At 58.6% G+C, this 18,890-nt stretch carries 19 protein-coding genes; 11 read left to right on the top strand and 8 right to left on the bottom strand.

The genetic code is table 11. The features are described from left to right. Positions 1-39 precede the first annotated feature (39 nt). The 7 genes from CXK91_RS08225 to CXK91_RS08255 all read left to right on the top strand — a co-directional run bounded on the left by CXK91_RS08225 (position 40) and on the right by CXK91_RS08255 (position 5,637). Complete coding sequence (locus CXK91_RS08225) at positions 40-678, top strand: peroxiredoxin (protein ID WP_102826686.1); 639 nt, start codon at positions 40-42, stop codon at positions 676-678. A 17-nt stretch (positions 679-695) separates the two neighbouring features. Next, positions 696-1,289 (top strand): NADPH-dependent FMN reductase, encoded by a 594-nt coding sequence (ssuE, locus tag CXK91_RS08230; RefSeq protein ID WP_103455681.1) that lies wholly within the window; start codon positions 696-698, stop codon positions 1,287-1,289. 129 nt (positions 1,290-1,418) lie between these two features. Further along, complete coding sequence (locus tag CXK91_RS08235) at positions 1,419-2,402, top strand: sulfonate ABC transporter substrate-binding protein (protein ID WP_103455682.1); 984 nt, start codon at positions 1,419-1,421, stop codon at positions 2,400-2,402. A 56-nt stretch (positions 2,403-2,458) separates the two neighbouring features. Continuing rightward, positions 2,459-3,607: an FMNH2-dependent alkanesulfonate monooxygenase gene (gene ssuD / locus CXK91_RS08240; RefSeq protein ID WP_103455683.1), complete on the top strand. Its 1,149-nt coding sequence runs from the start codon at positions 2,459-2,461 to the stop codon at positions 3,605-3,607. A gap of 190 nt (positions 3,608-3,797) precedes the next feature. Continuing rightward, a complete protein-coding gene (ssuC, locus tag CXK91_RS08245) occupies positions 3,798-4,583 on the top strand; it encodes an aliphatic sulfonate ABC transporter permease SsuC (protein ID WP_103455684.1) in 786 nt (261 codons plus the stop codon). Beyond that, positions 4,580-5,380, top strand: a complete 801-nt coding sequence (gene ssuB / locus CXK91_RS08250) for an aliphatic sulfonates ABC transporter ATP-binding protein (RefSeq protein ID WP_103455685.1) — start codon at positions 4,580-4,582, stop codon at positions 5,378-5,380. The genes ssuC and ssuB overlap by 4 nt, the downstream gene beginning before the upstream one ends. Positions 5,381-5,421: 41 nt before the next feature. Beyond that, a complete protein-coding gene (locus CXK91_RS08255) occupies positions 5,422-5,637 on the top strand; it encodes a TOBE domain-containing protein (RefSeq protein WP_103455686.1) in 216 nt (71 codons plus the stop codon). A 181-nt stretch (positions 5,638-5,818) separates the two neighbouring features. On the opposite strand, the gene alaC is transcribed toward CXK91_RS08255, so the two are convergent. From alaC to CXK91_RS08285, 6 genes are all read right to left on the bottom strand, one after another. Further along, the gene (gene alaC / locus CXK91_RS08260) at positions 5,819-7,039 is read right to left on the bottom strand and encodes an alanine transaminase (RefSeq protein ID WP_258035663.1); all 1,221 of its coding nucleotides are present in this window, start codon (positions 7,037-7,039) and stop codon (positions 5,819-5,821) included. Positions 7,040-7,137: 98 nt separating this feature from the next. Further along, on the bottom strand, positions 7,138-8,166 hold the full coding sequence (locus CXK91_RS08265; RefSeq protein ID WP_181003931.1) for a 2Fe-2S iron-sulfur cluster-binding protein: 1,029 nt from the start codon (positions 8,164-8,166) through the stop codon (positions 7,138-7,140). Between the two features lie 69 nt (positions 8,167-8,235). Then, the gene (locus tag CXK91_RS08270) at positions 8,236-9,141 is read right to left on the bottom strand and encodes a diiron oxygenase (protein ID WP_256055750.1); all 906 of its coding nucleotides are present in this window, start codon (positions 9,139-9,141) and stop codon (positions 8,236-8,238) included. A gap of 338 nt (positions 9,142-9,479) precedes the next feature. After that, positions 9,480-10,913, bottom strand: a complete 1,434-nt coding sequence (ccoN, locus tag CXK91_RS08275; RefSeq protein ID WP_103455688.1) for a cytochrome-c oxidase, cbb3-type subunit I — start codon at positions 10,911-10,913, stop codon at positions 9,480-9,482. Then, positions 10,910-11,677: an MOSC domain-containing protein gene (locus tag CXK91_RS08280; RefSeq protein WP_256055751.1), complete on the bottom strand. Its 768-nt coding sequence runs from the start codon at positions 11,675-11,677 to the stop codon at positions 10,910-10,912. The genes ccoN and CXK91_RS08280 overlap by 4 nt, the downstream gene beginning before the upstream one ends. A 13-nt stretch (positions 11,678-11,690) precedes the next feature. Beyond that, positions 11,691-12,386 carry a glutamine amidotransferase gene (locus tag CXK91_RS08285; RefSeq protein ID WP_103455689.1) on the bottom strand — a complete coding sequence of 232 codons (696 nt, stop codon included), beginning with the start codon at positions 12,384-12,386 and terminating at the stop codon, positions 11,691-11,693. A 28-nt stretch (positions 12,387-12,414) separates the two neighbouring features. Between CXK91_RS08285 and CXK91_RS08290 the strand changes: the two genes are divergently transcribed. Continuing rightward, positions 12,415-13,713, top strand: coding sequence for an aminotransferase class I/II-fold pyridoxal phosphate-dependent enzyme (locus tag CXK91_RS08290; RefSeq protein WP_103455690.1), 1,299 nt, complete (start codon positions 12,415-12,417; stop codon positions 13,711-13,713). Between the two features lie 31 nt (positions 13,714-13,744). Here the strand turns inward: CXK91_RS08290 and ptsJ are convergent, their stop codons facing one another. Beyond that, the gene (gene ptsJ / locus CXK91_RS08295; protein WP_103455691.1) at positions 13,745-15,040 is read right to left on the bottom strand and encodes a transcriptional regulator PtsJ; all 1,296 of its coding nucleotides are present in this window, start codon (positions 15,038-15,040) and stop codon (positions 13,745-13,747) included. A 148-nt stretch (positions 15,041-15,188) separates the two neighbouring features. Here ptsJ and pdxK point away from each other — a divergent pair, with 148 nt between their 5' ends. The 3 genes from pdxK to CXK91_RS08310 are packed head-to-tail and all read left to right on the top strand — an operon-like array spanning position 15,189 to position 17,553. Then, positions 15,189-16,064: a pyridoxine/pyridoxal/pyridoxamine kinase gene (gene pdxK, locus CXK91_RS08300; RefSeq protein WP_103455692.1), complete on the top strand. Its 876-nt coding sequence runs from the start codon at positions 15,189-15,191 to the stop codon at positions 16,062-16,064. A gap of 4 nt (positions 16,065-16,068) precedes the next feature. Further along, positions 16,069-16,329, top strand: coding sequence for a cytoplasmic protein (locus CXK91_RS08305; RefSeq protein ID WP_103455693.1), 261 nt, complete (start codon positions 16,069-16,071; stop codon positions 16,327-16,329). Between the two features lie 6 nt (positions 16,330-16,335). Further along, positions 16,336-17,553, top strand: coding sequence for an aspartate aminotransferase family protein (locus tag CXK91_RS08310; protein ID WP_103455694.1), 1,218 nt, complete (start codon positions 16,336-16,338; stop codon positions 17,551-17,553). A 341-nt stretch (positions 17,554-17,894) separates the two neighbouring features. Here the strand turns inward: CXK91_RS08310 and CXK91_RS08315 are convergent, their stop codons facing one another. Further along, entirely contained in the window at positions 17,895-18,833 is a 939-nt protein-coding gene (locus tag CXK91_RS08315; RefSeq protein ID WP_103455695.1) for a LysR substrate-binding domain-containing protein, read from the bottom strand. Between the last annotated feature and the right edge of the window lie 57 nt (positions 18,834-18,890).

Consider the following 18,890-nt stretch of genomic DNA (forward strand, 5'->3'; position numbering starts at 1 on the left):
ACTGGCAAACACAGCAACTTACGCAAAGGAGAAAACACGATGAGCATCCGCCTCGGCGATATCGCCCCCGACTTCGAACAGGACTCCAGCGAAGGCCGCATTCGTTTCCACGAATGGCTCGGCGATAGCTGGGGCGTACTGTTCTCCCATCCCGCCGACTTCACCCCGGTGTGCACCACCGAGCTCGGTTTCACCGCCAAGCTCAAGGACGAGTTCGCCCAGCGCAATGTCAAGGCAATCGCCCTCTCGGTAGACCCGGTGGACTCGCACATCAAGTGGATCGACGACATCAACGAGACGCAGAACACTCGGGTCAACTTCCCGATCCTGGCTGACGCCGACCGCAAGGTTTCCGAGCTGTACGACCTTATCCACCCCAATGCCAACGACACCCTGACGGTGCGTTCGCTGTTTGTCATCGATCCAAACAAGAAGGTGCGTCTGACCATCACCTACCCGGCGAGCACCGGGCGCAATTTCCACGAGATCCTGCGGGTAATCGATTCGCTGCAGCTGACCGACAACCACAAGGTCGCCACCCCGGCCAACTGGCAGGACGGCGATGAAGTGGTGATCGTGCCCTCGCTCAAGGACGAGGAAGAGATCAAGCAGCGCTTTCCGAAAGGCTATCGTGCCGTGAAGCCATACCTGCGGCTGACTCCGCAGCCCAATCGCTGATCCAGAAGGACACCTGCATGTTGGTCGTTTCTGTTGCCGGCAGCCCCAGCCAGCGTTCGCACTCCGGCGTGCTGTTGGATGTTGCCGGGGCCTGGCTGCGCGAACACGGCATCGAAGTGGTCAGCTACGGCATACGCGACTTCGATGCTGCGGAGCTGCTGCATGCGCGCTTCGACAGCCCGCTGGTGCAGCGTTTCACTGAGCATGTCGAGGCGGCCGAGGGTCTGCTGATCGCCACGCCGGTGTACAAGGCTTCGTTCTCCGGCGCATTGAAGACGTTGCTGGACTTGTTACCCGAGCGCGCCCTGGCGCACAAGGTCGTGTTGCCGATGGCTTCCGGCGGCAGCGTGGCGCACATGCTGGCGGTGGACTATGCGCTCAAGCCGGTGCTGTCCGCACTCAAGGCGCAGGAAATGCTCCAGGGCGTGTATGCCGTAGACGCCCAGATCCACTATGGCGAAGGTGAACGTCCAGTCAGCCTGGCGCCCGAGCTGCAGGAGCGTCTGGAGGAGTCGCTGCAGCAGTTGTACGCCGCGCTCGCCCGGCGGCCGCAGCCACTCGATCCGAAGTTGTTGCATGCCAGCCTGACCGGCGCGCGCTGGAGCATTTAGCGGCGCTGCACATTTCAAACTGAAGTAGCAAAGCTGTACCCCGCGGCATCTGTGCCGCAACCCGCCTTACTCGCCCGCCAACGGGCAAGCAGGTCGTAAATCCAACTCAAGACTGTCAAGGAGAGTGCCATGCGCACAAATACCTTGCGTCGAGGACTGGTCGCCCTGTTTGCTGCGGCTATCTCCCTCGGCGCCATTACCCAGGCCCAGGCCCAATCGAAGCAGGAAAAGGTCCTGCGGATCGGTTATCAGAAATACGGCACGCTGGTCCTGCTCAAGGCGCGCGGCACGCTGGAAAAACAGCTGGCCAAGCAAGGATTCGAAGTGCGCTGGACCGAGTTTCCGGGAGGCCCACAACTGCTCGAAGGGCTCAACGTCGGTTCCATCGACTTCGGCGTTACCGGCGAGACGCCGCCGGTGTTCGCCCAGGCCGCCGGTGCCGATCTGCTCTACGTGGCACACGAGCCGCCAGCGCCTTCCGGCGAGGCGATTCTGCTGCCGAAGGATTCGCCGATCCGCTCGCTGAACGATCTCAAAGGCAAGAAAATCGTCCTAAACAAGGGCTCTAACGTGCACTACCTGCTGGTGCGCGCGCTGCAATCCGCCGGGTTGCAATATAGCGACGTGCAGCCGGTGTATTTGCCTCCAGCGGATGCTCGCGCAGCGTTCGAGCGCGGCAGCGTCGATGCCTGGGTGATCTGGGACCCGTTCCAGGCGGCCGCCGAGGCGCAATTGCAGGCGCGCACGCTGCGCGACGGACAGGGCCTTGTCAGCAACCATCAGTTCTATCTGGCGGCACGGTCGTTCGCTGAGGATCACCCGCAAGTGATCGCCACGCTGATCGAGGAAATCCGAGATATCGGCCTCTGGGTGGAACGCAACATCGACGAGGCGACAGCCCAGGTGGCGCCATTGCTTGGCCTGTCCAGCGAGATCACCCGCAAGGCGGTAATCCGCCAGGGCTACGGCGCTAAGCCGATTGGTCCAGCGGTGATACGTGCGCAGCAGGACATCGCCGACACCTTCACCGAGCTCAGGCTCATTCCGAAACGGCTCGTCATCCAAGACGTGATCTGGACGCCGCCAAAGAGCATCGCGCAGCACGCGGAATAAACGACATCCCATTCCCGGCTCGCTTTGGCGGGCCATTGCAACACGGAGCCATATACATGAGCCTGAACATCTTCTGGTTTCTGCCCACTCACGGTGACGGCAAGTACCTCGGTACCGCCGAAGGCGCCCGCGCCGTCGATCACGGATATCTCACCCAGATCGCCCAGGCCGCCGACCGCCTTGGCTACGGCGGCGTACTGATCCCGACCGGACGCTCCTGCGAGGATTCCTGGCTGGTGGCTGCATCGCTAATTCCGCTGACGCAACGCCTCAAGTTTCTCGTCGCATTACGCCCGGGGATTATTTCGCCGACCGTGGCGGCGCGCCAGGCGGCGACTCTGGACCGGCTCTCCAACGGCCGGGCGCTGTTCAACCTGGTCACCGGCGGCGACCCGGATGAACTGGCCGGCGACGGTCTCAACCTCAGCCATGCCGAACGCTATGAAGCGTCCGTAGAGTTCACCCGCATCTGGCGGCGCGTGCTGGAGGGCGAAACCGTCGACTACGAGGGCAAGCATCTGCAGGTCAAGGGCGCCAAGCTGCTCTATCCGCCGATTCAGCAACCGCGCCCGCCGCTGTACTTCGGCGGTTCGTCCGAGGCGGCCCATGAGTTGGCAGCTGAACAGGTGGACCTGTACCTCACCTGGGGTGAGCCGCTTGAGGCGGTGGCCGAAAAGATTGCCGACGTGCGCGCCCGCGCCGCCCTGCATGGCCGCACGGTACGCTTCGGCATCCGCCTGCATGTGATCGTGCGTGAAACCAACGAAGAAGCCTGGGCTGCAGCCGACCGGCTGATCAGCCATCTGGACGACGACAGCGTGGCCAGGGCCCAGGCCTCGCTGGCGCGCTTCGACTCGGTGGGTCAACAACGGATGGCTGCGTTGCATGGTGGACGACGCGACCAGCTGGTCGTCGCGCCCAACCTCTGGGCCGGAGTCGGCCTGGTGCGTGGCGGTGCTGGAACCGCCCTGGTCGGTGACGGCCCGACGGTCGCTGCGCGAGTGAAGGAGTACGCCGACCTGGGCATCGATACCTTCATTTTCTCCGGCTATCCGCATCTGGAAGAGAGCTATCGCGTTGCCGAGCTGCTGTTCCCACATCTGGATATCGCTCAGCCGCAACGCCCGGAGAGCCGAGGCTATGTCAGCCCGTTTGGCGAAATGATCTCAAGCGACATTCTGCCAAAGGCTGCCGCGGCAAGCTGACGCTTACGAGCTCGGCAGGGCGGGCTTCAGCCCGCCGCCGCGGTAGCCAGGCCATGGGGGCTGAGGCTCACTCTACGAAGTGAAGGCCCAGCCTGCTGTCAGGGACCACGGTGGAATAACGCTACTCGTTGGTGACACCGACTGAGCGCAAAACATTTACGTCATCGAAATTTGGAGTGCGGAGCAAACCATGACCTTTAATTCTCTCGGGCAACGTCTGGCGCCCTGGGCGTTGCCGGTCGCGCTACTTGCGGCTTGGCAAGGCGCTGTGGTTTTCGGGTTGCTGTCCACACGCATCCTTCCGGCGCCCAGTGCAGTGCTCAGCGCTGGCTGGGAGCTGCTGCGCAGCGGCGAAATCTGGACGCATCTGGCCATCAGCGGCTGGCGCGCTGGCGTCGGCTTTGCCATCGGGGGCGGTATCGGGCTGCTGCTTGGCTTCATCACTGGGCTATCGAAATGGGGCGAGCGCCTGCTCGACAGTTCGGTGCAGATGATTCGCAATGTCCCGCATTTGGCGTTGATACCGCTGGTGATCCTCTGGTTCGGTATCGACGAGAGCGCAAAGATCTTCCTCGTTGCGCTCGGCACGCTGTTTCCGATTTACCTGAACACCTATCACGGCATCCGCAACGTCGACCCGGCGCTGGTGGAAATGGCGCGCAGCTATGGACTGTCTGGATTCGCGCTGTTCCGCCAGGTGATCCTGCCCGGTGCGCTACCGTCGATCCTGGTCGGCGTGCGCTTCGCGCTGGGCTTTATGTGGTTGACGCTAATTGTCGCGGAGACCATTTCGGCAAACGCTGGTATCGGCTACCTGGCGATGAACGCTCGGGAATTCCTGCAGACCGACGTCGTGGTACTGGCGATCCTGCTTTACGCGGTGCTAGGCAAGCTGGCCGATGTCGCCGCGCGAGGGTTGGAGCGCACCTGGCTGCGCTGGCACCCGGCCTATCAGGCCAAGGCAGGTGGGCAATGACCGCACTGCACTGCATTCCTCGAGGCATCCCCTTGGCCATCGAAGGTATTGGCAAGGCCTTCGATCGACGCGACGTCTTGAATGGTATCGATCTGCGAGTTCCCGCCGGGCAGTTCGTCGCTGTAGTCGGTCGTAGCGGCTGCGGCAAGAGCACTCTGCTACGTCTGCTGGCCGGGCTGGATCAGCCAAGCCGCGGCGAGATCACCTCCGCTGGCACGCCCCTGACTGACCACCGCGAGGAGGTGCGGTTGATGTTCCAGGATGCACGTCTGCTGCCGTGGAAGCGGGTGATCGAAAATGTCGGCCTGGGCCTTACCGGTGACTGGCTACCGAAAGCTACCGATGCCTTGGCGGCGGTCGGACTGGCCGAGCGTGCCAACGACTGGCCCGCAGCCTTGTCTGGCGGGCAGAAGCAGCGCGTGGCGCTGGCTCGCGCACTTATTCACCAACCTCGGCTGCTGTTGCTCGACGAGCCGCTTGGCGCGTTGGATGCTCTGACCCGCATCGAGATGCAGCAACTGATCGAGCGCTTGTGGCAACGGCATGGCTTCACGGTGCTGCTGGTGACCCACGATGTCAGTGAGGCCGTGGCCGTGGCTGACCGCGTCATCCTCATCGAGGAGGGGCATATCGGCCTCGACCTCACTGTTGATATCCCCCGCCCGCGCAATCGCGGCGCGGCTGCCCTCGCGGCGTTGGAGGCACAGGTGCTCAACCGTGTCCTGGCACTGCCGGAGCTACCGCCCCAAGCGGAACCCGTTTCCCCCTTGCCCACGCAGTTGCGCTGGGCGCTTTGACTTGAACGCGAGAAGCAATCCAACTCAGTAGGAGCAATACCATGACAATCAAAGCCATCAACGTACGCAACCAGTTCAGGGGCACGATTCGCGAAATCGTTCACGGTGATGTTCTATCGGAAATCGACGTGCAGACCGCAGCCGGCATCGTCACCTCGGTGATCACCACCCGTTCGGTGAAGGAGCTCGAGTTGGGTATCGGCAGCGAGGTGATCGCATTCGTCAAATCCACCGAGGTTTCGATAGCCAAGTTGTAGCAGACCGCGACCGGACCGGAGATGGCAGCTTGTAGCAACTGAGAGATGAAGGGCTGCGTCCGCACAGACCTGCACATGGGCGTTGCCTTGATAAAGGCTGGCGAGAGGGTGCCAGGTGGCACCCCCATCAACCATATGCTTTCAACCTCTGTATAGCGGGCGAGCGATAGGTGAGGTGGCGTTACACAGCACTATCCGTCTTCAGCATCGACCGAATCCCGCGTAGTGCCTGGCGAATCCGGCTCTGGTTTTCTATCAACGCAAAACGGACGTGGTCGTCTCCGTACTCACCAAAACCAATCCCAGGAGAGACCGCAACCTTGGCTTCTGACATCAGCTTTTTGGCGAACTCCAGTGAACCCAGATGTTGGTATCGCTCAGGGATTTTCGCCCAGACGTACATGGTTGCCTTGGGTTGCTCGACCATCCAGCCGAGCGCGCGCAATCCAGACACCAGAACATCTCGGCGGGCTTGGTAAGTTTTGGAGATTTCCTTCACGCAACTTTGGTCCCCCTCCAGCGCCGCTATTGCGGCGACCTGAAGCGGGGTGAACATGCCGTAGTCGTGGTAGCTCTTGATACGAGCCAGGGCGTTAACGAGTTCGGCATTGCCCACCATGAAACCAACGCGCCATCCGGCCATGTTGTAGCTTTTCGACAGCGTGAAGAACTCGACTGCTACATCCTTGGCTCCAGGTACCTGCATGATCGAGGGGGCTTGCCAGCCATCGAACACGATGTCCGCGTAGGCGAGATCATGCACGACCAAGATGCCGTATTGCTTGGCGAGCGCGATCACCCGCTCGAAGAAATCGAGTTCGACGCATTGCGCCGTCGGGTTCGACGGAAAGCCAAAGATCATCATCTTCGGTGTTGGAATGGATTCACGAATGGCCCGCTCCAGCTCGATGAAAAAGTCCACGCCTGACACAAGTGGAACGGAGCGAACTTGAGCGCCGGCGATCACCGCACCGTAGATATGGATCGGATAGCTTGGATTGGGCACTAGCACCGTGTCTCCGGCGTCCAGCGTAGCGAGCATCAAATGCGCCAGCCCTTCCTTGGAGCCGATCGTCACGATTGCCTCGGTTTCCGGATCGATCTCGACGTCGTATCTGCTCTGGTACCACTGGGTGATCGTGCGGCGCAGCCGGGGAATGCCTTTTGAACTCGAATACCCGTGCGTATCGTCCCGCTGAGCGACCTCACAGAGCTTTGCCACGATATGTGCTGGAGTCGCGCCGTCCGGGTTACCCATGCTGAGATCGACGATATCCTCCCCCCTGCGTCTCGCTTCGAGCTTCAGCTCCGCCGTGACATTGAAAACATAAGCAGGAAGGCGATCGATTCGACTGAACGCCATCTTGGATGGAATGGGGGCTGACTGACTGTTATTGGACATTTGGATCTCGAGAATAAAGGCGGATATCTTGAACGGGAGCTTGTTTTGTAAATCGGCGGGCTAGCGGATGCCAAACACTAACCCCCCGAAAAAGGTCATCAGAGTGAAATTGAAACGGCCTTGCCCTGAGGAAAAGAACAACATGCCAATGCATAGCCGGCCGCGCGCTCAGCCGCTCTCAACGCAAAATCGGCGCTGCGATGTATGTCGCCACTGTTGATGCGAATCTTGCAACTACCGCAGACTCCGGTCCTGCACTGGGTCTTTATCGGAATGCCGTGAGCTTCGAGCCCATCCAACAAGGATTGATCCGATTGCATGACGAGCTCTTTGTCGATGCCCTCGATGTATAGCGTGACGGGGTGGGGACGACCGTCCGTGATTTCTTCAGTTTCCGGAGCGGAGAATGATTCAATGAGATAGTGCGCCCTCTCATATACTTGATTGCATTGCTCGTGAAGCGACTGAGCGAAGCTATGGCCCCCGCAAATAATCACCGTATCCGGCTGCGCATGTTCAGCGAGCAATGAGGCCTGTATGCGACCGCTTCGGAACTGAACAGTACTGTGCCGGATAGGACTGCGGGTGATGAACAAGCGAATGCTGAACCAGTCGGTGCTCATGTCAAGCTTGAGAAGTTCGCCAAGGAAGGGGATATCAGTTACGTCTGGTGCGCTTAGAAAGAGAGTAGTCTTGGGTACGGGAAGGCTCGCGTTGTGAAGCGTCGAGAGGGATTTTATAAGGCCATAAGGAAGCGTGATCCCAATGCCTCCAGCTAGCAGTACCAGCTCTCTAGCGCCAATCAAGGCTTCAGGTGTGATCTCACCAGCGGCGCCCGTCGCGCCAACCACGACCCCTTCCTTGAGATCGGCATGGAGCCTATCCGAAACGCCACCGCGTCCGGTTCGTTGAACGGCTATGACGATCAAGTCGATTTCGGGCTTTTCGATAACTGTATAGTTGCGTTGCTGACGTATTCCGCTGCAGTCGGGGAACACTATGGATATGTACTGCCCTGGTTCTGGGATGGTGCTGTGACTGATATCTAGAATGCGTAACTTAAATGCCTTCACGTTCCTTGCTACTTCGCAAGCCTGTTCGCATCGAAGAAAGATAATGTCTTCCATGGGAGCCTCTATTGGCTGATAATGCCGAATTGTTTTTATGTGCATATATTAGTGCCATGAACGTTAGGGTTAAAGCCCAATGCGTTCAATGAGGTTCTCGACGGAGTCGGTATAGACGTTGATTTCGCCAAGCTCCGCGCTGTCATTGATAATTTCTTGGTAATAAGGAAGGCCAGCAAGTGCAAAAGCATGTTCCCATGCGTTCAGCTCATTGTTGGCGAACATGGAAACGGTTCTCCGTATAATTTTTTCCAGATGGTTTTTTTCCGATAGAGTCAAGCCGTTTACAATGTCGGCTGCCACGAAGCTGAACACACTGGAGTGACTCCACTCGTCCATTGCGTGGGTTTTGGTTACCTGATGGCAGATTTTCTGGATCGAATCATCTTCGGCCATTGTCTTTAGGTAATCGGTGATCAGCGTTTCGCTCGCACATGCGATACCGAAGCGGGTGAGACGCCGCTCCCACTCTGCCGTACAACTCCCGATTACTTCGTTGCGCCATTTGATTAAATTAAAATCGCTGAAGTCGAAATAATCTAGATTTCTGCGGTCATAGATATAATTGCATGCATTCAACGACATTTTTGTATGAAGCGCTTCGTCCAGCAAAGCTTCTGCCATGACGTTCTGGAGAACTGCACGGTTACCTGTGTTGCTAGGAGGTGTTTTGATTATGTCTTCGCACGCTGGAGTGACAATATCGCATTCGATATATATCGTCTTTAAGTTGTATATGATCCATGCATATGACAGGCACTTGGATTTTATCTGTTCTGGTGCGCTGGTCCATGCCCCGTGGTTGCGGAACGGTAGAAGAGACTCGCTGTAGTCATTTCGGCTTGGATCAAAAACAAGTTCATTGTATTTTCCTTGTGGCTTGTTAACGGCTGCCCTTGTTTCCCAAAGCTCTGACAGCTTATTTAACATGTCTGCTACGGAGTTATGCTGTCCTGCGGGTTGCGCTGCGTGCATGATGTTTCTCCTCTTTTAATGATCTCGTAAGTTGAATAGTTGTCTTTATATGTTGCGACTCTGTTACGAGCTGGTGCCGTTTGTCGGTGTCCTTGTTAATTAATTATTTTGGGCGACCGGAACTGCTGGCGAAACAAGTCGCTTCGCCATAGTTGAAGTTAAGGTGTTCTGGTTTTGTGTTGGCTATGCCTCAAATAATATCTGTGGCTTGTAGTCGGGCTCATCAGCAAATGGGAGTTGGGAGGCGTCTAGGACTTCTTGCTCTGTCATCCTCCGGATTGAACAAGCGAGGAGCCAGAAGCTGGCCAACGTCGCAGCCAGCATCATTAAAAAACTCATTAAATTGCCTCGGCAGCAGAAGGGCGTCGGGCCGGGCTCAACTGCTCCGCAGGGATAACTAACGTGCGCCACGCGTTGTAGGCCATCAATATCATCCCGATCACAAAAAGTGATCCGCCTAGAAGGCGCACTACATAACCCGAATGGCTCGCTTCCAACGCTTCAACGAACGAATAGGTCAGGGTGCCGTCGTCATTTACCGCTCGCCACATCAAGCCTTGTGTGATGCCGTTTACCCACATTGAGGCTATGTAAAGAACGGTTCCAGCCGTTGCGAGCCAGAAGTGCACGTTGATGAGCCCGACGCTGTACATTTTTTTCTTGCCCCATAGCTCGGGGATCATGTTGTACAGCGTGCCGATGGAAATCATCGCCACCCATCCTAAAGCGCCTGCGTGGACGTGGCCGATGGTCCAGTCGGTGTAGTGAGAAAGCGCGTTGACGGTCTTTATTGCCATCATCGGGCCTTCAAAAGTTGACATGCCATAGAATGCGAGAGAAACCACCAGGAAGCGAAGGATTGGGTCAGTCCGCAACTTATGCCACGCACCTGAAAGCGTCATCATTCCATTGATCATCCCGCCCCAACTTGGCGCCAGCAGAATAATTGACATGGCCATACCCAAGCTTTGCGCCCAGTCCGGTAGAGCGGTGTAATGCAGATGGTGAGGGCCGGCCCAGATATATAAGCTGATGATTGCCCAGAAATGCACTATTGAAAGTCGATATGAATACACTGGCCGGTCAGCTTGTTTGGGTACGAAGTAGTACATCATGCCCAGAAAGCCGATTGAGAGAATGAACCCGACAACACTGTGACCGTACCACCATTGGATCATTGCATCGGTCGCTCCCGAGTACATGGAGTACGATTTTAATGCGCTGACCGGCACAGCTATGTGATTAATGACGTGGACCATTGCGGTCACGATAATGAATGCGCCAAAGAACCAATTTGCCACATAGATATGCTGGGTCGTTCGTTTAGCGATCGTCCCGAAAAATAAGTAGCAGTATATCGCCCAGACCACCGTAACCCAGACGGCGATCGGCCATTCCATCTCTGCGTACTCTTTGGATGTGGTATAGCCCAGCGCGTAGCTTACGATCATCGCTAGGATCGCTAACTGCCATCCCCAAAATACGAAACTCGCAGCCGCAGAAGAAATAAGCGGGGTTTTGCATGTTCGCTGCACTACGAACAGCGAGGTGGCGAACAGGACACTGCCGCCAAATGCAAAGATGACAAGGTTTGTATGGATCGGACGAATCCGACCGAAACTTGTCCACGGCAAATCGAAGTTCAACTCTGGCCAGACGAGCTGCGCGGCAATGAGTGCACCCATTCCCATGCCCAGTACGCCCCACACAAGTGCCGCCAACGTAAACTGGCGTACCACCTCATAATTCAGCGTTTCGTTAGTGTTGTTCACGTCTTGCCCTCACCGGTGACTCGGTTGAATCGGCGCGCTCTGGGGGACAGCGCGTCATCATGCGATTCGCCTGCATCGAATCCCGGCCCGCTCAGGCGCTTGGCCCAAGACTCAACGGTGCTGGTCCTGATGCGATTTGCCACAATCTTCTCCCAGGAGGGCGGCAATCGAAGCGACTGCAAGCGCGTCAATGCGTCCAGGTCCATCGGGTTCACGTAGAGGAGTTGAAGCACTCTGCGCAGTGGCCACTCGGCGTTCGGCCGGTCGATCAGGTTCAGCGTCGCGCCGACTTCGATTGCCCCAGGCTCGAGCACCCGGTAGTACCAGCCAACCTTGCCGCTGCGTTGCATTTCGAGGGCAACGCCCCTGGCGGCAAACCGATCATCGAGTTTCCAGCAAGGCTGGCGAGTCTGCGAAACCTCCAGCACTGTGGATCCGCACGAGATGATGTCTCCCATGCAGATGTTCTCTTCGGTTAGCCCTACAGTTGATATGTTTTCGCCAAAGGCGCCCGGGGCTTGCAGTAGCTTTCGATCGCCGAACGCTTGTCTCCAGTGGCGATAATGGTCGTACGGGTAGTGGTGGATTGCCTTGTCAGGCCCACCATGAACACGTCGATCTCCTTGCTCGTCACCTTCGAGGCCCTCAAGCCCAACGCCGACCGAGCCTGTGCGCGGTCTTTTGTCGATTCCACTGAAGGTCTCGGGCCGAGTAAATGGCACCGCTGTTCCGGTCATGATGGTTTGAATCGTCCCGAGTAGCATTTATGCGGCTCCGTCAGTTCCTATCCAGCCAGGATGCAAAGATCGTCTGTGCCGCGGCGAGCAGTTCGTCTGCGCATGCCTGCGCCTGCTCTCTGAGCACTCGGGGGTCGAGCTTGATGCTGTCGAGCTCACCTGCGTGGCCGACCAGCCAATGCTCAATACGCTGCGGATTGGCCTCGAGGTGGAACTGAAGGGCTAGAACCGATGTGCCAACCGAAAACGCCTGGTTTGGGCAGATTTCGGTTTCTGCCAGCCGCGTCGCCCCCGCTGGAATTTCGAACTGGTCGCCATGCCAGTGCAGCACCGGTATTCCGCCACTTAGTGGCTCCAGGCAGGACTGCAAGCCCTCGTCGGTTAGCGATATCGGTGCAAAGCCAATCTCTTTTCTCCCCATGGGGCCGACGTTGCTGCCCAGTGCTCGTGCTATCAGCTGAGCGCCAAGGCAAACTCCCAGTATTTTCTTGCCGCACTGAAGCCGCTGTTCGACGAACGAAAGCACGGATTTGAGGAACGGGTACTTCGCTTCGTCAAAAGCACCGATTGGGCCGCCGAGAACAATCACCAAGTCTGGGGCTGACGGATCTTGAATCGCGAACGAGTCGAGGTTCGCGTCCAGTGTTTCGATTTGGTATCCGCGGCTATCAAGAATTTGCTGCAGCGAGCCGAGATCTTCGAAAGCGAGAAAGCGGATGACGAGGGCGGTTTGCATTTATGTACCAATACAATAGAATGAATGTATGAATACAATAGCTAGCGGATCGACCGCTGTCGAGATCGCTGAATCGATCGAGCAGCAAATTCGTTCGGGTTTTTACTCGGATGGCGCCCTGTTGCCTGCCGTCAGATCACTCGCGCAGCAGCTTCAAGTCAGCCCAAACACTGTGGCGGCGGCCTATAAGCTGCTGCGTGATGCGGCCCTGATAGTTACCGACGGACGGCGCGGTACGCGTGTGGCGAGCGAGATGCCGACGGCCGAGACGCAAACCACCATTCCGGAAGGTTTGCGGGACATGGCCTCTGGAAATATTGACGGGGCTACACTGCCTGCCATAGAGGCTGGCTGGCTCACGGAGAGCCAGTCCGGCTATGACGTGCAAAGTAATGACCCACAGCTGCTTGATGTTGCGGGCCGGTGGCTGGCTGAGCAGAGAATTCCCTGTCAGCAGCTGGGCATCTATTCGGGAGCGCTCGACGCCGTAGAGCGGGCGCTTCGCCTGCGTTGCCGGCCAGGAAACAAGGTAATCGTGGAAGATCCTTGCTGGCCGCCAGCGCTGGCATTGCTGGCGAGCCTGCGACTCAAGGCGGTTCCCGTACCCGTAGACGAAGAGGGCGCGATGGTCCCCTCTACCGAAATCCTTCGCTCCGCGGCGGCGGTTATCTTGACGCCGCGTGCGCATAACCCCACCGGCTTTTGCATAAGCAGTCGCCGTTGGACGCTGTGGGTCGACAGGCTTGCAGATGCGCCCGATACGCTGCTCATTCTTGACGATCATTGGGGGCCGCTCAGCGCTGCCGAACCCTTGAGCTTCAGTCGTGAGCCTCTTAGTTGGATCTACGTTGTGTCGGTCAGCAAATTCCTGGGGCCTGACCTGCGCGTTTCGGTGGTCACAGGCACCCCCAGCGTGCTCAAGAGCATGCACCACCAGCAGACGCTCGGCCCTCGCTGGGTCAGCCTTTTGCTACAAAGACTTGCAGGGCACCTCTGGCAAAAGATGCTCGATAGCAATCGCCTATCGGCAGTGGGGGCTGAGTATTTGCAACGGCGTTCGGCTCTGGTCCAGGGGTTGAACGACTTAAGCATAGCCGTGCCCACTCAGGGGGAGGGCCTGCATGTGTGGCTGCCCGTCTCGGATGAGACCTCTGTGGTCCAGACGCTGGCATCGTTGGGCTGGGCCATCCAGGCGGGCTCGCCGTTCAGGTTGGAAAGTCCGGCGGCTGTACGCATCAGTATCGGCAACCTGAACCCTATCAGCGTGCCTGCTTTAGCGCGCGATGTTGCTCACGCATTGAAGCAGCGTCGCCGAACGGTTAACTGAACGAGTGCAGCAAATCGCCTGGGGCTCTGGGTCATTGCATGCAGAGGCTCAAGTCTTCGGCGAAGCGGGCCGCCTGTTCCGCGTCCATCGTTGAGGTGGTGATACGAATGCCGCGCACCTGCTCTTGCACGGTGAAGCCCGTGCCGCTGCGAACGACCCAGCCCCGCTGGGCCAGATGGAGAATGATCGGTTCGACATCTTCATCAAGCGGCACCCAGACGTTGAGCCCATCACACGGATGTCCGGCCCGTACACCATGGGCGCTCAGTGCAGCGATCAGAAGATCTCGGCGATGCTTGTAGTCTGCTCGAGCGCGTTCGATTTGCGCTGCGACCAGCGGCGAGGTCAGGCAGGTATGAGCGATATCTTGTAGAAGGTGACTCACCCAGGTTGTGCCTGAAGCCAGCCGTAATCGAAGCCGCTGTGATGTTTCCCGATCGCTGCCGATAGCAGCGAGTCGGAGATCCGGGCCAAGCGCTTTGGATACGGACCTGATCAGCGCCCAGCGTCGGCTGGATACGGGGATGACCTGGTGGAATGCTACTTCGGATAACAGTGCGAAGTGATCATCTACGAGCACCGGAACCTGAGGGTGTCGCTCAAGCACGGCGCGTATTTGTGCAGCTCGCTCAGCGCTCAAACTTGAGCCGGTAGGGTTGTGAGCGCGAGGGGTGATCAGAACCGCATGCACGCCCTTCGCCAAGGCAGCCTCAAGCCCGTCGGCTTGCATCCCTTGATCGTCGACAGGCACGCCGACCGCCTGCAGGCCAGCAATGCGCAGCGTGTTGATACTGCTGATGAAACAAGGGCTCTCGACCGCAACCTTGTCGCCGGAAACAAGATAGGCGGCCAGCAGGCGCTCAACTGCGTCGACTGCGCCATGGGCCAGGTCGATTTCCGGAGGCGAAGGGCAATCGTCAACCAGCCATCGATAGGCCACGTCCTGAAAGGTCGGATCAACCGGCGCGTCGCCATAAAGGCGCAGGCGTGACTGCCGTTGTGCCAGTGCGAGAGCCGGGTCAGGTAGCCATAGCGGATTCGGGTTGCCGCTCGATAAGTCGGTCAACCGAGAGTGCCCGATGCCTCCTTCCTGCTCACCGGGCCCGGCCGTTTCACAAACCACCGTGCCCAGCCGCCCCCGCGTTTCAGCAACACCCGCAGCGACCAATCGTTTATACGCCGCGGCGACGGTGTTGCGGTTGACCCCGAGTTCCGATGCCAGCTGACGCACGGGCGGTAGCGACTGACCAGGACTTAGCTGCTGCGCCTGCACTTGGCTTCGTATCGTTTCAAAGATGTCGATTGCGGTCTTGTTTTTAGTTTTCATATTGTCCTATGACAATGTTTACTTGGGCACAGGACAATCTTACACTTTGCGAATGCGGTTGCTACCTCAGGCAGCAATCAATCCACGCAGCTTGAGCAGAGCGCTTCAGCCGTGGCTCACCAGCAGGCTGCAATGGAGTATGTGTTTGATGGCTGTCAGCATCGATTTCGCCGGCGTGTCGGGTACAGAGCCGCTTCCACTGGACGTGATTTCGATTCAGTCGCAGGTTGTCTACGGATGTGTTGGCAACAGCGTCGCCGTGCCCGTACTGAATGCGGGCGGTCTCTCCGTGGGGGCCATACCCACCGTCTTGCTCAGCAATACTCCTCACTACTCCACCTGCCATGGCGGTGCGCTTCCGACTAGCTGGTTCGCTGGCTACCTCAAAGATCTGGAAGCCCGGGACGCGCTGCGCTCGGTAAGAACCGTGCTGGTGGGCTATCTGGGCAGCACAACACAGGCGGCGGTGCTTGCCCGTTGGCTGGGCACGGTACTGGAGAGATACCCCGATATACGGGTTCAGTTGGACCCCGTTCTTGGTGATGATGACTGCGGCATGTATGTAGAGCCGGCCATGGTGAGTGCCTTTCAGACTCATTTGCTTCGGTTCGCCCATGGCCTGACACCCAATGCATTCGAACTGGCTCGGCTATCCGGCCGCCGTGCCGAGACCGTCGAACAGGTTATCGATGCCGCGCGCAGCCTGCTGACCGGGCGTACCCAGTGGGTCGTCGTCACCAGTGCGGCTCAACATGAGTGGCCAAACGAACGTATGTACGTGGTGGTGGCTACGAAAGAGTCTGCAGAGGTGATCGAGCACGAGCGAGTCAGCGTCTCGCCCAAGGGCACCGGAGATTTTTTCAGTGCAGCCCTGGCCGCCGCATTGCTGAGGGGGATGGAGCTTACCCACGCCGTTAAGTTTGCCTGCCGCCAAGTCATTGATTCCCTTGCCCTTACACGCCAAAGCAATTCGGCTGAGCTGCGCTTGCCAGCATTTGGCACCTCTCTCTTCGCCAAGGAATGACTCCATGCCTGTCTATCGTTTAAACATTCGCCGTGATCAAAAGCATCTAGGTCATTTTGAGTCCGATGCGCCATGGGCCTTGGAGGCCGTACAAGACATCGCTCAACGTCTGCCTGCGGCCGAGGGCTATTGCATCGAGATGCAGGTATCCGATGGCGAACGCCGCTACCTGGAGGTCGGGCCCAGCGGAATCCGAGTACTGGGTGCGGAGCGCAGCTTCCGGCCCGTAACGCAGCGTTCAGCGCTTCTCTCGCCGGTGGAGTGACGGGTCATGGACGATCAAAGCTCTCATCTGATGCATGCTTATGCCAGGCAGCCGGTTTACTTCACCCGCGGGAAGGGCGCCCGCCTCTGGGACACTCATGGGCGGGAATATCTCGACGCCATCGCGGGGGTTGCCGTAACCAATCTCGGTCACTCTCACCCTGAAATAACCGCCGCCATTGCCGATCAGGCGGGTCGTTTGATGCATACCTCGAATCTGTTCGGCATCGAGTGGCAGGACTCGCTTGGTTCGAGGCTTTGTGCGATCTCTGGAATGCGTCGAGCGTTTTTCTGCAACTCGGGAGCGGAGGCAAACGAGACGGCGCTGAAACTGGCGCGCTTGCACTCAAGCCGGCGAGGCGTGGCCCATCCGCTCGTAGTGGTAATGGAGAACAGCTTTCACGGCCGCACACTCGCAACGCTGGCCGCAACCGGTAACCCGGGCGTGCAGCGTGGCTTCGAGCCACTTATGCCGGGATTCATACGGGTGCCATACGCCGACATCGACGCGGTAAGGACGCTCGCGTCGCAGTTCTCCAATATCGTCGCGGTGCTGGTCGAGCCAGTCCAAGGCGAGAGCGGCGTACGCATTGCGCCGATTGAGTACATGCAGGCGCTGCGCGATCTTTGCACGACGAATGATTGGCTGTTTATGGTCGATGAGGTGCAGACGGGGTTCGGGCGTACGGGGGCATGGTTTGGCTACCAGCATGCGGGAGTGCTGCCGGACGTGATCACCTTGGCCAAGGGCCTTGGCAACGGCTATCCAATCGGTGCGTGTTTAGCCAGAGGCGTCGCGGCGGATCTCTTTTCGCCTGGTCACCACGGTTCCACCTTTGGCGGCAACCCCTTGGCCTGCCGAATCGGCTGCACCGTCGTCGATGTGATGGAGCGAGATCGCATACCGCAACGTGCGAGAGTCATGGGGCAGCGCCTGGAAGGCGCTCTTCGCCAGGGGCTCGCGGGGTGTGAAGGCGTTGTAGCGATTCGCGCACTGGGGCTGATGGTAGGCATCGAGCTCGATCGTCCATGTACCGAGCTGTTGACCTGCGCATTGAAGGATGAGGCCCTGCTGATCAGCGTTTCGCGGGAAAGGACGATCCGCCTGCTGCCGGCTTTGATCTGCTCCGAAGCGGAGATCGATGAGATAGCCGCCCGCCTGTCTCGCCTGGTTTGGCAGTGGTCGCGGCGCTGCGTCAGCCAGTGCGTAAGGGATGCGGTGTGAGCAAGCTTGCTCCGCATATTTTCCGGCCTTTCCGGCACTGGCGAGTCCGGCCAGTTGATGTGCTGGACGCGTACGGCTTGCCCGAACGCGCCAGCGGCTGGCTGGCAGCCTTGTCCGGGGGATAGAAGTGGTGCAAGCGAGGACGCGCTACTTTTGCAACCCAACGGTATTCGCCCGTAAGGTTTCGTTGCTAAAAAAGCCACTGGGCGCGGATGAAAGCTTATGGGGCTGCCAGATTTGCTGCTGCTTGAGCACGGCAGGGGCGGTCGATGTCCTGTTTTCCTAGGACTCGACCGCTGTGCTCGACGCCGATTGCCTCTGGCCATCGTCCAGCAGCGAAGTCATAGCGGGTCGAGGGGGCCGGCATTTACGGCGTCAATGCCTTCATCTTCCGAGTTGCTCAAGCGCGCCCGCAGATGCTCCAGAAAATAGCGTGTTGTCTGGGTGGTGCTGCGGTACGAGGGTGTTAAGGCGTAGAGCGTTACGGGCATCGGCTGGTCTTCAGGGCACGCCGCTATCAGTACACCGGATGCCAATTCGTCGCGGCACGCATAGACCGGAAGGCATGCCAGGCCTAGTCCGGCCTTGGCTGCATCACGTAGTGTGCTCCAATGGTCTGCGCACATGGCCGGGTTGTTGATGGCTCTCTGACGCCCGTCAAAATGCCAGGCATGGGGAGCCGCGGCGGTACCGGTTGTCAGCAGCACGTCGTCCGTGAGGTTCTCGGTACTAGGTGGGGTTCCGAGCTGCTGCACAAGTACTGGGCTGCCTACGATGGTATTTTGCAGATGCGCCATTGGCCTGACCACGATGTCGCTGCTGTCCTGAGGGGCGCTCCCCAGGCTTAAAGACAGGTCAAGGCGTTGCGCTCGGAGCTCGACCTGCCCATCGGCCAGCATCAGGGTGTAGCTGACCTGGGGGTACTGGGCTTTGAAGTCGCGCAGGCACTCGCACAACCAATCAGAAAGTATCCCCGGGCCTGCCAGGCGAAGCGTGCCGCTAGGACTGCCCAGCGTCTTCTGTGCGCTGTGCGCGGCGGCTTCCGCAGCGGCCAGCATATCCAGCGCGTGGCGGTAGACCTGCTCACCTACCGAGGTCAGGGAGAACGCCCGGCTCGACCTGTTTATCAGTTGGACGCCAAGTTCTTGTTCGAGCTGCGCCAGCCGCCGACTCAGGCTGGACTTTGCGGTGCCCGTTTTACTCGCAGCCGCAGAAAAACTACCTGCTTCGATTACGCAGGTGAACCAGTACAAGTCGCTCAGCATATGGGCCTGCAACATATTCGCACCGTAGATGGGAAGCTGGGTTGTCGTTGCTGCAACGGTCGTACATGTCTC

The organism is Stutzerimonas stutzeri (assembly GCF_002909485.1).
Lineage (GTDB): Bacteria > Pseudomonadota > Gammaproteobacteria > Pseudomonadales > Pseudomonadaceae > Stutzerimonas > Stutzerimonas stutzeri_AH.

What these genes read in the sequence shown, in the direction of transcription:
- CXK91_RS08265 (WP_181003931.1), bottom strand. Translation starts at nt 8,166, where the DNA reads ATGGAAGACATTATCTTTCTTCGATGCGAACAGGCTTGCGAAGTAGCA.
- CXK91_RS08270 (WP_256055750.1), bottom strand. Translation starts at nt 9,141, where the DNA reads ATGCACGCAGCGCAACCCGCAGGACAGCATAACTCCGTAGCAGACATG.
- CXK91_RS08225 (WP_102826686.1), top strand. Translation starts at nt 40, where the DNA reads ATGAGCATCCGCCTCGGCGATATCGCCCCCGACTTCGAACAGGACTCC.
- CXK91_RS08290 (WP_103455690.1), top strand. Translation starts at nt 12,415, where the DNA reads ATGAATACAATAGCTAGCGGATCGACCGCTGTCGAGATCGCTGAATCG.
- CXK91_RS08305 (WP_103455693.1), top strand. Translation starts at nt 16,069, where the DNA reads ATGCCTGTCTATCGTTTAAACATTCGCCGTGATCAAAAGCATCTAGGT.
- ssuE (WP_103455681.1), top strand. Translation starts at nt 696, where the DNA reads ATGTTGGTCGTTTCTGTTGCCGGCAGCCCCAGCCAGCGTTCGCACTCC.
- pdxK (WP_103455692.1), top strand. Translation starts at nt 15,189, where the DNA reads ATGGCTGTCAGCATCGATTTCGCCGGCGTGTCGGGTACAGAGCCGCTT.
- ssuC (WP_103455684.1), top strand. Translation starts at nt 3,798, where the DNA reads ATGACCTTTAATTCTCTCGGGCAACGTCTGGCGCCCTGGGCGTTGCCG.
- alaC (WP_258035663.1), bottom strand. Translation starts at nt 7,039, where the DNA reads ATGTCCAATAACAGTCAGTCAGCCCCCATTCCATCCAAGATGGCGTTC.
- ssuD (WP_103455683.1), top strand. Translation starts at nt 2,459, where the DNA reads ATGAGCCTGAACATCTTCTGGTTTCTGCCCACTCACGGTGACGGCAAG.
- CXK91_RS08315 (WP_103455695.1), bottom strand. Translation starts at nt 18,833, where the DNA reads ATGTTGCAGGCCCATATGCTGAGCGACTTGTACTGGTTCACCTGCGTA.
- ptsJ (WP_103455691.1), bottom strand. Translation starts at nt 15,040, where the DNA reads ATGAAAACTAAAAACAAGACCGCAATCGACATCTTTGAAACGATACGA.
- CXK91_RS08310 (WP_103455694.1), top strand. Translation starts at nt 16,336, where the DNA reads ATGGACGATCAAAGCTCTCATCTGATGCATGCTTATGCCAGGCAGCCG.
- ssuB (WP_103455685.1), top strand. Translation starts at nt 4,580, where the DNA reads ATGACCGCACTGCACTGCATTCCTCGAGGCATCCCCTTGGCCATCGAA.
- CXK91_RS08280 (WP_256055751.1), bottom strand. Translation starts at nt 11,677, where the DNA reads ATGCTACTCGGGACGATTCAAACCATCATGACCGGAACAGCGGTGCCA.
- CXK91_RS08235 (WP_103455682.1), top strand. Translation starts at nt 1,419, where the DNA reads ATGCGCACAAATACCTTGCGTCGAGGACTGGTCGCCCTGTTTGCTGCG.
- CXK91_RS08255 (WP_103455686.1), top strand. Translation starts at nt 5,422, where the DNA reads ATGACAATCAAAGCCATCAACGTACGCAACCAGTTCAGGGGCACGATT.
- CXK91_RS08285 (WP_103455689.1), bottom strand. Translation starts at nt 12,386, where the DNA reads ATGCAAACCGCCCTCGTCATCCGCTTTCTCGCTTTCGAAGATCTCGGC.